Raw genomic sequence first — 12,793 nt, 5'->3', positions numbered from 1 at the left:
AAGACAAAAATTATTTATTGATGGTGGAGGGGTAATAAGCGACTGAAAATTGGGATAAAAGCCACGTTTTGGCGTTAATTATTCGCTAAAAAGGCAAATTCTTATATGCAACTTGAAAGCTGTTCTATGCTTATTCAGATGGTTAACGTCTTTAATTAGAGGGACTTATGAAAAAAACAATTGTAAAAGCAGTGGCTATTGCAGCGATAGCGGCAAGTATGACTGGGTGTGTAGGTAGTATGGCTGTAACGGGGAAGCTCATGCAGTTTAACGTTGAAGTCGTGGATAACCGCTATGCTCGTGCTGGTGTGAACTTTCTCTTGGCTCCGGTTTACGCGATTACTACCGCGGCCGACTATATTATTTTCAACTCACTGGAATTCTGGACAGGTAAAAACCCAATCAATGGCTCGCCACACATCTTCGATACCAAAACCGATACTATGTTGGATATTAACGATGACTTAGACGATTCATTGAAAGAAGCGCCTGTGGCTCCTATCTCGATGTACCGCTCTTTTGAGCAAGGCGAAATGAAGCAGATTGATGAAAATACGATTCAAATGGACATTACTTACAGTAATGGTGAGAAAGCGGTACTTTTGGGTGTGAAAGACCAACAGAACGTACAGTACTTTATTGACGGTGAATTGGTTGCTGAAACCACGATTCAACAACTAGAAGAGCTTGCTGCCTCTAAGGTATAGAGAATCAACTGACAATAAAAAGCCGAGTCACACAGACTCGGCTTTTTAATTGAACTGCAACTAAGCTTTCGCTGGGATAGCTTCAAGCAGTGCCACCATTTGCTCCCAGTATAGAGCGACTGTGTCGATCTTCACTTTCTCGTCTGGAGAGTGTGGGAATTTGATGGTAGGGCCAAATGACACCATATCCATATTAGGGTAAGGCTTCTTGAATAAACCACACTCAAGACCTGCGTGAATCACCATGATGTTTGGCTTGTGACCGTAGATACCTTCGTACATATCACGGAAGATAGCCATGATTTCGGAATCTGCATTTGGTTTCCAGCCAGGGTAAGCACCAGAAAACTCAATTTGAGCACCAGCAAGTTCAGCAACAGACGTTAGCATCCCTTCGACTTGGCTGCGGCCAGAATCGATCAGTGAGCGAACTAGGCACAGCACGGTAATCTTGCTTGCATCTGTGGTAATAACGCCAACATTCAGTGAAGTTTCAACCACGCCTTCAATTTCGTCACTCATACGAATCACGCCATTCGGGCATGCGTTCAATGCAGCAATGAAGCGTTGCTGATCAGCAACTGCAATCACATCTGAAGCAGACTCTATAGCTTCGTTGAACGAGACAATGTTAGTTTCTACTTTACCAAGCTCTTCTTTCAGCAAGTCTGTATAGTAAGAAAATAGCTCAGCCAGTTTAGCTTCGTTTTCAGCTGGCACCGCTACTGTTACGAAGGCTTCACGTGGGATAGCATTGCGTAGACTACCACCGCGGAACTCAACAAGACGCAGATCTAATTCTTGCGCGTGGCCCGCTAGGAAACGCGCAACCAGTTTGTTTGCATTGCCACGACCTGTGTGGATATCACAGCCAGAGTGGCCACCTTTAAGACCTTTTAATGTTAGCTGACGAGTAACGTAGCCCGCAGGAAGTGCTTCACGAGCGATGTCGAAGGTCATTGAGCCATCGATACCACCAGCACAGCCCATGTATACTTCGCCCTCTTGCTCTGAATCTGTGTTGAGAAGGATCTCTCCTTCTAGCCAACCCGCTTCTAATCCAAAGGCGCCTGTCATACCAGCTTCTTCATCAACGGTTAGTAGGACTTCCAGTGGACCATGTTTGATTTCATTTGATGCCAGTACGGCAAGACAAGACGCCATACCCATACCGTTGTCAGCACCTAGAGTTGTACCTTTGGCTGTCACCCATTCCCCATCAATATATGGTTGGATTGGATCTGTAGTGAAGTCGTGGTCTGTATCTTCATTTTTTTGCGGCACCATATCAATGTGCGCTTGAAGAACAACACCTTTCTTGTTTTCCATTCCGGCTGTCGCTGGCTTTTTGATAAAAACGTTGCCAGTTGGGTCTCGGCGAACCTCTAAACCTTGTTCAGTTGCCCAGCTCACAATGTATTGTGCTAGCGCTTCTTCGTGCTTTGATGGGTGAGGGATAGAACAGATCTTATCGAAAAACTGCCACAGTGGAGCTGGTGACAAGTTGCTGATTTCAGAATGGAATTCAGACACGGATGACTCCTTTTGTAATAATTTGCCATATCTTTTGGTGGTAATTGGCTGATAATGTAGTTTGATTATCTAGATATGACCTACGATGTAGTGATGTACAGCATACCACTCCCTTTATCGAGCGAGTAGTCTAGTGAGTGATGAAATTGTTTATTAATGTCACAGAACATCTACATTCCTCGAACGCTTAGTGTGTAACTCATTGAGTATTAAATCACGCAGACTGGCTGATGATTTTGTAATTTAATTACTCAATTCTTTTGATGTAAGTCAATAAATGAAAATTATGTGATTTTAATCACTCTTTTTCTTGTAATTAAATTTCTTGGTGGTATATTTGTACACAACTTCGAAAGAGAAGACAAAATGCTCAAAGGATGAGTCCGTTTTATCGCCTCCAAGGAACCGAGAAATCAACCGTATGTTTAATTGATTTAAAAGGTGATAGTTATGAAAGGTTTACCATCTGCAATGTTCTGGCTTAACAGCTCTGTTTACACTAGCAACTTTGCATACCCTACTAGCTTTGGCTACTAATTAGCGGAAGCTTGTAACTCGAACAGTTTGTTCACCCCTATATATTGGAATTTTTTTTACAGCGCTTGCTGCTGACATGATTCAACCGCCACTCAAATTGAGTGGCGTTTTTTTATCTTTAAATTGAAGTGCTTAAAACTTCGCCGCCAACAAATACTTTCCCCAGTGAATGATAATCACCGGTTTCTATTCTCTAAAACTCATATCAAATCGCACATTTGCTCCGTCATACACAATGAAAGTTTGCGACATGGTGCAAAAAAGCATCACTTAGACTTTTGCTGCCTATCTTTCTATTAATTTGAATTATAAGAACTTTTGTCTAGAGTTATTGTATTGCCTGCATATTGAAATCGTCATAACTCTAGCAAAACCTAATTAGAGTCTTAATTCTATCTGGAATTTAGTATTTGATAACTTTATAATCTGCAGCCAATCGATTACGCAACCGTTTACTTTTTACCCATTGTAGGATTCGAACATGCTCGAAAGACTATTTAAACTCAGCGAACACGGAACCACCGTTAGAACTGAAATTATTGCAGGTGTGACTACCTTCCTGACCATGGCTTACATTATCTTTGTAAACCCAGCAATGCTGTCAGATGCAGGTATGGACCACGGTGCTGTGTTTGTTGCAACCTGTTTAGCTGCGGCTATCGGCTGTTTCATCATGGGCTTTGTTGCTAACTACCCAATCGCTCAAGCACCAGGTATGGGCTTGAACGCATTCTTTACTTACGCCGTTGTGCTAGGTATGGGTTATACATGGCAAGTGGCATTGGCGGCTGTATTTGTATCCGGTGTGCTGTTCATCTTACTCAGCGTGTTCAAAATTCGTGAGTGGATCATCAACTCAATCCCAATGTCACTGCGTACTGGTATCTCTGCTGGTATCGGCTTATTCCTCGCTTTTATCGCACTTAAAAACGCTGGTATTGTTGTTGATAACCCTGCGACACTGGTTTCGCTTGGTTCAATCACCTCGCTACCAGCAGTGCTCGCTTCAATCGGTTTTTTCTTAACTATCGCTCTAGTTCACCGTGGCATGAAAGGTGCGGTTATGGTGGCGATTCTAGCGGTAACAGGTCTAGGTCTAGTTTTTGGCGACGTACAGTGGGCAGGCATTATGTCAGCGCCACCAAGCATTGCACCAACCTTCATGCAGCTAGATTTTTCTGCAGTGTTTGAAATCGGCATGATTTCGGTTGTGTTCGCATTCCTATTTGTCGATTTGTTCGATACAGCGGGCACACTAGTCGGCGTGGCGCAAAAAGCAGATCTAATCGGCAAGGATGGCAAAATCCCACGTCTAAATCGTGCACTTCTAGCGGACTCTACTGCAACATCTGCAGGTGCATTGCTGGGTACGTCAAACACAACTTCTTACATTGAAAGTGTTGCCGGTGTTGCAGCTGGTGGCCGTACAGGTTTAACTGCTGTAGTTGTTGGCATTTTGTTCCTTCTTGCATTATTCTTCTCGCCATTAGCTGGTATGATCCCTGCCTACGCGACCGCTGGGGCGCTATTTTATGTTGCAATCCTAATGCTTTCTGGATTGGTGAGCATTGATTGGCGAGATCTGACAGAGGCGGCACCGGTAGTAGTGACTTGTTTACTCATGCCGTTAACGTTCTCTATTGCGGAAGGTATCTCACTAGGTTTTATCGCTTACGCTGCAATTAAGTTATTTAGTGGTAAGGGCCGCGAAGTATCCATGAGTGTATGGATTATGTCGGCAATCTTTATCATCAAGTACATCGTAGCTTAATGAATTCACAACATTTCAAATATTAGGTTTTTTACAATGAGCAATAAATTCATTATCACTTGGGACAACATGCAGACATACTGTCGTCAACTGGCAGAAAAGCAAATGCCTGCAGAGCAATGGAAAGGCATCTGGGCGGTAAGCCGTGGTGGTCTTGTTCCTGGTGCAATCTTGGCTCGTGAACTGGGAATTCGTTACGTAGATACTATTTGTATCTCAAGCTACGACCACGATCATCAACGTGATATGAGCGTGCTAAAAGCGCCAGAAGGTGACGGCGAAGGTTACCTAATCGTTGAAGACCTAGTCGACAGTGGTGACACTGCACGTAAACTTCGTGAAATGTACCCTAAAGCGAAGCTTATCGCAGTATGTGCTAAGCCATCTGGTGTTGAGCTGCTAGACGACTACGTTGTTGATATCGCTCAAGACACTTGGATCGAGCAACCTTGGGATATGACGATTCAGTACGCTGAGCCAATCAATCGCAAGCAAAAATAAGCGATTGCTTAAATTCTTGGAAAAAGACCCTTTATAGGGTCTTTTTTTTTATTACTATTAGAGCAGATTCACGCTAAGCAATAGAGCTCCCTATGTCTGAAGAAGTCAGCAAGAACCTCTCCGAAACCTTGTTTGTTAAGCATAAGCAAGCAAGAGAAACCTCGGCCCTCACTCAATACATGCCAAGCAACCAAAGTGTGTTGGACGAGAAGAAAAGCAACCCAGATACGGCTTGGTACCGTAATCTGCATCGTTTGCAGTGGGCTTGGCAGGGCGTTGACCCAATAGAACAAGAAGCTGTATTGGCGAAGATAGCGTCTTCTAAGCATTCGAGAACGGAAGACAACTGGCTTGATACCGTGATGGGCTATCACAGCGGTAACTGGGCGTATGAATGGACCAAGCTTGGTATGGAACACCAACGCCGTTCAGGCACGCTAGACGGAGAATCAGCTGCAGATGAACTATTTACCGCTTCTCTATGTTTCAGTATTGCGGGCTACCCTCATTTAAAAAATGATAACTTAGCCGCACAAGCTCAGGTGCTTGCACATAATGCCTATGCGGAAGGAGCCAAAAAGACCAAGTACGTCATTAAGCAACTCGAAATCCCGTATCAAAACAAAAAAGTCACGGTCAATTTGCATTTGTCGAATACTGAAAAGCCGCAGCCAGTGGTCATAGTATGTGCTGGCCTAGATAGCTTGCAGTCGGATATGTGGAAGTTGTTCAAAAATCACTTTGCGAAACGTGATATCGCCATGCTAACCGTCGATATGCCTTCCGTTGGCCACAGTTCTCATTGGCCGCTGTCTGAGGATTCATCTAGCTTAGTGCAAGCTGTGGTGAATGAATTGCCAAAATTACCTTGGGTTGATCATTTCAAAGTGGGGTTGATTGGTTTCCGCTTTGGTGGCAATGCGATGGTGCGTTTGTCTTTCTTGGAGCAAGATAAAATCAAAGCGTGTGTTTCATTGGGTGCCCCAATTCATGATGTGCTGTCTTCACCGGATAAACTTAAGCAGATGTCGAAAATGTACTTAGATGTACTGGCGTCTCGGTTAGGTAAGTCGGTGGTGGATATCAATAGCTTAGCAGGGCAAATGACAGCTTGGTCTTTGAAATCACAAGGATTTCTACAGAGTAGAAAAACTAAGGTGCCTATCTTAGCGCTTAGTTTGGAAGGCGATCCGGTTTCACCGCTTTCAGATAATCAACTCGTTGCACTTTTCAGTCAATATGGAAAAGCTAAGCAAATAAAAAGTAAAACAATTACACAAGGATATGAGCAATCCCTCGATTTAGCCATAAAGTGGCTAGAAGATGAACTATTTAGATGACAACTCTCCTAATTTAGTCAAGCATGATATATGTGAGTTAAAAATAACCACATGATAAATAATAATAATTGTCATTCTTACCATTGAAATGGAGAGTCAATATGTCAGAGATGACGAAAAAACCTACTCATTACCGCTTGATTAGTACGTTAAGGGCAATTGGTCCATATCTAAGGGAGTCGCAATCAAACGAGGGGTACTACATGTTTGATTGCTTGTCAGTGTGTGTAAACGACAAAAAGTCCCCAGAAGAACGAGAGTTTTGGGGGTGGTGGCTAGAGTTAGAATTATCGGAGCAGGGCTTCCTAGCGAAGTATCATTCCGGTAAGTACGATTCAGCAGGAGATTGGCAGGGCGATAGTATTCCAAAGAAAGCCGTCGCTGAAGTGAACCGTACACAAGATGACTTCCACAATAAATTGACTGCAACCTTGAAAGAAAGGTTCGATATAGACGTCGAGTTACATAAAGAATCTGTAGAATTCGTCTGATTTTAAGTATTTATCTTCTTCTACGACTAAAAAGGTGCGTTTTCGCACCTTTTCTGCTTGTGAAATATTCATTTGATTGCTAAAACATCTCCTCTTATACGTTTTTCATTTCAAAAGACAACATGACAACGAATCAACAAAGCGGAAGCGTTTCACAAGCGAAAACAGTCGTTGTGAAACTGGGAACAAGTGTTCTAACTGGTGGTACTTTGGCGTTAGACCGTGCTCATATGGTCGAGCTTGTCCGTCAATGTGCAGAGTTAAAAAAACAAGGCCACTCAGTGGTGGTTGTTTCGTCTGGTGCAATTGCAGCAGGCCGAGAGCATTTAAGTTACCCCGCACTGCCCAACTCCATGGCGAGCAAACAACTGCTTGCTGCTGTAGGGCAGAGCCAATTGATTCAAACATGGGAATCATTGTTTGCACTCTACAACCTGAAAATTGGCCAAATGCTGCTTACTCGTGCTGACCTAGAAGACCGTGAGCGTTTTCTCAACGCACGAGATACCATTAATGCCTTGGTTGAGAATGATATTATCCCAATCGTTAACGAAAATGATGCAGTGGCCACCAGTGAAATCAAAGTCGGTGATAACGATAATTTATCGGCTTTAGTGGGTATTTTGTGTGGTGCAGACAAGTTACTGCTTTTGACAGACCAAAAAGGCTTGTTTACGGCCGATCCGCGTAAAGATCCAAACGCTGAGCTGATCAAAGAAGTGAAAACTATTGATGACACGTTGCGTAAAATTGCTGGTGGCAGTGGTACCACACTTGGTACTGGTGGTATGGCGACTAAACTGCAAGCGGCAGATATTGCTCGTCGAGCAGGCATTGAAGTGATCATCGCTGCGGGCAGTGCTCACAATGTCATCTCAGATTCATTGAGTGAGCAACCACAAGGTACTCGATTCTTGCCTTGCGATGAAGCTCTAGAAAATCGCAAGCGCTGGATACTAGCGGGACCTGCTGCTTCTGGAGATATTGTTATCGACGACGGTGCAGTGAACGCTGTAGTAGGCAAAGGAAGCAGCCTATTGGCGAAAGGCGTGATGAAAGTCAGTGGTGAATTTGCTCGCGGTGAAGTAGCTCGTGTGACTAACGCAAATGGCCAATTAATTGCTCGAGGTATCACAAGCTATTCGAGTGCTGACTTGTCTAATATCGCTGGCAAACACAGTAAAGATATTAACTCTATTCTGGGCTATGACTATGGTTCGGAAGTTATCCACCGCGACGATCTGGTCGTGATTCAAGAATAGAATTGAGAGGGAATCCAAGTGGAATTAATGAATATGGGTAAAGCGGCAAAAGAAGCGGCTTTCCACTTAGCAACGGCATCAACGGCTCAAAAAAATAAAGCACTAGCGATCATCGCAGACGAACTAGAAGCCAATGCTGACACTATCCTAGCGGCAAACGCTAAGGACATTGAACTTGGCCGAGGAGCAGGGCTTACTGATGCTCTGCTTGACCGACTGCTACTTAACCAAGACCGCTTAGCGGGTATTGCCAATGATGTACGAAACGTTATTAGCTTAAACGACCCTGTAGGAAGTGAGATTGACAGCAAAGTGCTAGAAAACGGCATGTCTTTGTCTCGCCGTCGTGTGCCTCTTGGAGTCGTTGGCGTAATATATGAGGCGCGCCCAAATGTGACCATCGATATTGCAGCGCTGTGTTTGAAAACGGGTAACGCGAGTATTCTACGTGGTGGTAAAGAAACCTTTTTCTCCAACATGGAGTTGGTAAAAGTGATTCAATCCGCTCTAGAAAAAGCAGAGCTGCCAGCAGCATCGGTGCAGTACATTGAAAAGCCAGATCGTGAATTGGTATCTCAGCTACTCAAGCTCGATGAATACGTTGATATGATCATTCCACGTGGCGGTGCGGGTTTACACAAAATGTGTAAAGAAAACAGCACGATTCCAGTGATCATTGGCGGCTTTGGGATCAGCCATATTTTTGTTGATGAAAGTGCAGACCTAGACAAATCATTGGTTGTGGTTGAAAACTCAAAAGTTCAGCGTCCTTCAGCGTGTAATGCGCTAGATACCTTATTGGTGCATGAAAAAGTCGCGCAAGAGTTTCTGACTAAACTGGCTAAGCAGTTAGCAGAGCGAGTTACTCTAGTGGCTGAGCCAAAGGCCAAAGCATTACTGGAAGGTGTTGCTCAAGTCAAAGATGCGGCTGATGGTGATTTTGACACCGAGTGGCTGAGCTACACATTGGGCGTTAAAGTGGTGGCCGACGTGAAAGAAGCGATTGACCACATGCGTGTTCACAACGCGAGCCACTCAGATGCCATTATGACTAACAGTCTACAAAACTCAGAGTTGTTCATTAACTCAGTTGGCTCTGCAGCGGTCTACGTAAATGCCTCGACTCGCTTTACCGATGGAGCACAATTCGGCTTAGGGGCTGAAGTAGCCGTCTCGACTCAGAAGCTTCATGCTCGTGGCCCTATGGGACTAGAAGAGCTAACAAGTTACAAGTGGGTTGGTAAGGCTAACTACTTACCTCGACCATAAACGATGTAATTTCTTATATGGCGTGAAGTGGTAATTCAGCTTATTAAAGATGCATTACATTGGCGACCAATTGACTGAAAAAGGCAAGCATTGAGCTTGCCTTTTTACTATTTGGAAGAAAATTGAAATGCAAAAAGTGGTAATTGCGCTGCTTGCTTTATTGGCAAGTGGTGCGTTGGCAGAAGAACCTACTCAATCCAACGATACCAAGCCTGAAGTTGAAAGTATTCAGACTTCGAAAGCCGCTGAAAACGAAACTACCCCGATAAAAAAAGCCAAATCAGAAAAGCATCACGATGACCCAACCAAAGTGGTGACTAAGTTCTCACTTGGTTATACCGGGGAGGTCAAGGTGTCGGGGTCGGTAGGGCTGGATGATGCTCGAATGCTGAACGCATCGGTATACGGAGATGGTGGAGAGTGGACGTTGGGTGGTGCTTGGCTATTTGATATCGGAATTGTTAACTTCTATTTTAGCAATAGTGAATACGACGATGGCTCGAGCAACACCAGTTATAGTATCGGTACGTTTATGCCTCTGAGTTATTTTGGTATTGAACCTGCAGGTTGGCAAATATTCCCGATGTTTGGCTACAACTACAGCGATGGGGATTCGATGCAAGAGGTCTACGATCCGCAAAAGAAAGTCAGTGAATATGTTCTGATGCCAACGCAACCTCATGGGGGCTACTTGGGTGGCTTTGCTTTTAAGCCGATTAATGAAACTTGGTCTGTAATGACGTTTGCCGGTGGTTCGATGGGTAGCGAAGATTACCGTAACTATTGGGTTGGAGGTGGCGTAAGCTATGCGTTCACCCATAACCAATCAATCAACCTGTACGCAACGTATGATGACAGCACGTTGTATGAGGCTGATTCAACCGTTGGGCTGTCTTACAAAATTGAGTTTGACTAACCTTTGTTCAATTTAAAAGTGGCTATGGCACGGATGCTTAGCTGACCCAATGTAATCCCACGTCATAAACGACTTCCAGCCTCATTTTCGTGCAAACTCTTTTCTAAAATCCTCCAATTCCGCTAAACTGTTCGAGCTTTGCTGAAAAGCCAAAGCGTGTGCATCAACTGGAGGTGATATGCATTGTCCTTTTTGTTCTGAGAACGACACCAAAGTTATAGACTCTCGTTTAGTTGCCGATGGACACCAGGTCCGTCGTCGTCGCCAATGTTTGGCTTGCAGTGAACGATTCACAACATTTGAATCAGCAGAGCTCGTCATGCCAAAAGTGATTAAATCGAATGGCAATCGAGAACCTTTCAATGAAGACAAAATGGTGGGTGGTTTTCAACGAGCATTGGAAAAGCGTCCAGTGAGCGCAGACTCGATTGAGCTAGCCATCAGCATGATCAAATCTCAACTTCGCGCTACCGGAGAACGAGAAGTCCCAAGTGAAATGATTGGCAATTTAGTTATGGACCAACTGAAAGAGCTAGATAAAGTCGCTTATATTCGTTTTGCTTCGGTTTACCGTAGCTTTGAAGATATTAGAGAGTTTGGTGAAGAGATCGCCAAGTTAGAAGATTAATCCTGAAGTTTCATGTCATCCTATTCAATATTCGATCATCAAATGATGGCGCGAGCACTAGAGCTCGCGAAGCGTGGAATATACACCACAGCACCAAACCCTAATGTTGGTTGCGTTATCGTTCAAAACGGTGAAATTGTCGGCGAAGGCTTTCACCACAAAGCGGGTGAGCCTCATGCTGAAGTTCATGCAATGAGAATGGCAGGTAGCCGAACTCAAGGCGCCACGGCTTACGTCACCCTTGAACCTTGTTCTCATTACGGCCGTACGCCGCCGTGTGCTGAAGGGTTAATCAACGCAAAAGTTGCAAAAGTTGTATGTGCGATGGAAGACCCCAACCCAAAAGTGGCGGGACGTGGCATAAAAATGTTGCAACAAGCTGGCATTGAAGTGGAGGTAGGCTTGCAGCGCGAAGAGGCGCTTGCATTAAATCCTGGTTTTATCAAACGCATGAAAACGGGAATGCCGTTTGTCCAATTAAAGATGGCGGCGAGCCTAGACGGTCAAACCGCATTAAGTAACGGGCAAAGTCAGTGGATTACTTCTCCACAAGCGCGAAAAGATGTGCAAGGCTTTAGGGCCAAAGCCGGAGCGATTCTCTCGACAAGTAAGACAGTCGTAGATGACAACGCGACGTTGAATGTGCGCCACAGTGAGTTGCCAAGTCAAATCAAAGCGGTTATGAGCGACGAAGAGGTTCGCCAGCCGACCCGGGTAATTTTGGACCGAACAGGTCAACTCGATGATAGCCTTAAACTGTGGCAAGCACCCGGTCCGATATTGACGGTTAGTCATACTGATGCATCTCACAAGCAAAATGCCGTCGCGACAGAAGTCTCGGTTCCACTGGACACGCTAGGGCAGCTAGATCTGAAAGAAACGCTGAGTACGTTATCCAAACAGCATGATATCAATCATATATGGGTAGAAGCCGGTGCAACGCTAGCTCGTTCTTTAATAGAGCAGCAGTTGGTCGATGAGATTGTGTTGTATCTAGCTCCTAAGTTGATGGGCAGCGATGGTCGAGGCCTGTTTGGTGCGCTAGGGTTAGAAAATATGTCGGATGTACTAGAACTCCACATTACTGATTTACGACAGGTCGGCAGCGACATTCGTGTTGTTGCCTGCTTAAAACAGAAAGAAGACTGATTATGTTTACTGGAATAGTAGAAGCTGTAGGTACATTAACCGCTATCACACCGAAAGGTGAAGACATCAGCGTTAGCGTGGAAGTTGGTAAGCTTGATATGTCGGATGTGAAACTGGGTGACAGTATTGCAACCAATGGAGTGTGCTTAACTGTGGTGAGTTACACCGACACAAGTTATACCGCCGACCTTTCAGTCGAAACTCTGAATAAAACGGGTTTTACCGACTATCAGGCCGGTGATAAAGTGAACTTAGAGAAAGCGATGTTACCCACCACTCGCTTTGGTGGTCACATCGTGTCTGGCCACGTAGATGGTGTTGGTGAGATCGCTGAGCGCAACCAAGTTGGTCGAGCGATTGAGTTTTGGGTCTCCATGCCCGCTGAACTATCTAAGTACGTCGCTGAGAAAGGTTCGATTACGGTTGATGGGATCAGCCTAACGGTGAATGATTTACGCAAGAATGCATTCAAGCTAACCATTGTGCCGCATACTGGTGAAGAAACGACTATCGCCGACTTTCAGGTAGGTCGCAAAGTTAACCTAGAAGTGGATGTATTAGCTCGCTATATGGAGCGCCTGCTGCAAGGACAAAAAGAGTCAGAGCCAGAATCTCGCCTTACCATGGAACTCTTACAACAAAATGGTTTTGCTTAATCGCGAGACCATATAATCAATGTCATAGGAACG

General features: G+C 44.6%; 12 protein-coding genes. 11 read left to right on the top strand and 1 reads right to left on the bottom strand.

The window, feature by feature from the left end:
• Nucleotides 1–167 precede the first annotated feature (167 nt).
• The gene (locus tag ACXABW_RS11560; protein WP_252027890.1) at nt 168–707 is read left to right on the top strand and encodes a DUF3332 domain-containing protein; all 540 of its coding nucleotides are present in this window, start codon (nt 168–170) and stop codon (nt 705–707) included.
• Nucleotides 708–767: 60 nt separating this feature from the next.
• On the opposite strand, the gene ACXABW_RS11555 is transcribed toward ACXABW_RS11560, so the two are convergent.
• A complete protein-coding gene (locus ACXABW_RS11555; RefSeq protein ID WP_457522789.1) occupies nt 768–2,240 on the bottom strand; it encodes an aminoacyl-histidine dipeptidase in 1,473 nt (490 codons plus the stop codon).
• Nucleotides 2,241–3,258: 1,018 nt separating this feature from the next.
• Here ACXABW_RS11555 and ACXABW_RS11550 point away from each other — a divergent pair.
• From ACXABW_RS11550 to ACXABW_RS11505, 10 genes are all read left to right on the top strand, one after another.
• Entirely contained in the window at nt 3,259–4,548 is a 1,290-nt protein-coding gene (locus ACXABW_RS11550; RefSeq protein ID WP_252027886.1) for an NCS2 family permease, read from the top strand.
• A 36-nt stretch (nt 4,549–4,584) separates the two neighbouring features.
• Nucleotides 4,585–5,049 (top strand): xanthine phosphoribosyltransferase, encoded by a 465-nt coding sequence (gene gpt, locus ACXABW_RS11545; protein WP_252027884.1) that lies wholly within the window; start codon nt 4,585–4,587, stop codon nt 5,047–5,049.
• 92 nt (nt 5,050–5,141) lie between these two features.
• Nucleotides 5,142–6,389: an esterase FrsA gene (gene frsA, locus ACXABW_RS11540; protein WP_252027883.1), complete on the top strand. Its 1,248-nt coding sequence runs from the start codon at nt 5,142–5,144 to the stop codon at nt 6,387–6,389.
• A 101-nt stretch (nt 6,390–6,490) separates the two neighbouring features.
• A complete protein-coding gene (gene crl / locus ACXABW_RS11535) occupies nt 6,491–6,880 on the top strand; it encodes a sigma factor-binding protein Crl (RefSeq protein ID WP_252027881.1) in 390 nt (129 codons plus the stop codon).
• Nucleotides 6,881–7,002: 122 nt separating this feature from the next.
• Nucleotides 7,003–8,142: a glutamate 5-kinase gene (proB, locus tag ACXABW_RS11530; RefSeq protein ID WP_252027879.1), complete on the top strand. Its 1,140-nt coding sequence runs from the start codon at nt 7,003–7,005 to the stop codon at nt 8,140–8,142.
• A gap of 18 nt (nt 8,143–8,160) precedes the next feature.
• Nucleotides 8,161–9,411 (top strand): glutamate-5-semialdehyde dehydrogenase, encoded by a 1,251-nt coding sequence (locus ACXABW_RS11525; protein ID WP_457522786.1) that lies wholly within the window; start codon nt 8,161–8,163, stop codon nt 9,409–9,411.
• Nucleotides 9,412–9,538: 127 nt separating this feature from the next.
• Nucleotides 9,539–10,327, top strand: coding sequence for a hypothetical protein (locus ACXABW_RS11520; protein WP_457522784.1), 789 nt, complete (start codon nt 9,539–9,541; stop codon nt 10,325–10,327).
• Between the two features lie 178 nt (nt 10,328–10,505).
• On the top strand, nt 10,506–10,955 hold the full coding sequence (gene nrdR, locus ACXABW_RS11515; protein WP_252027874.1) for a transcriptional regulator NrdR: 450 nt from the start codon (nt 10,506–10,508) through the stop codon (nt 10,953–10,955).
• Nucleotides 10,956–10,967: 12 nt separating this feature from the next.
• Entirely contained in the window at nt 10,968–12,104 is a 1,137-nt protein-coding gene (gene ribD / locus ACXABW_RS11510; RefSeq protein ID WP_457522782.1) for a bifunctional diaminohydroxyphosphoribosylaminopyrimidine deaminase/5-amino-6-(5-phosphoribosylamino)uracil reductase RibD, read from the top strand.
• Between the two features lie 2 nt (nt 12,105–12,106).
• Nucleotides 12,107–12,760, top strand: a complete 654-nt coding sequence (locus tag ACXABW_RS11505) for a riboflavin synthase (protein WP_457522780.1) — start codon at nt 12,107–12,109, stop codon at nt 12,758–12,760.
• Nucleotides 12,761–12,793: the final 33 nt, after the last annotated feature.

The sequence above is a fragment of the Vibrio paucivorans genome, assembly GCF_054053395.1.
The sequence above is the reverse complement of the archived record's forward strand: the minus strand, read 5'-3'. Positions and strand labels throughout refer to the sequence as shown.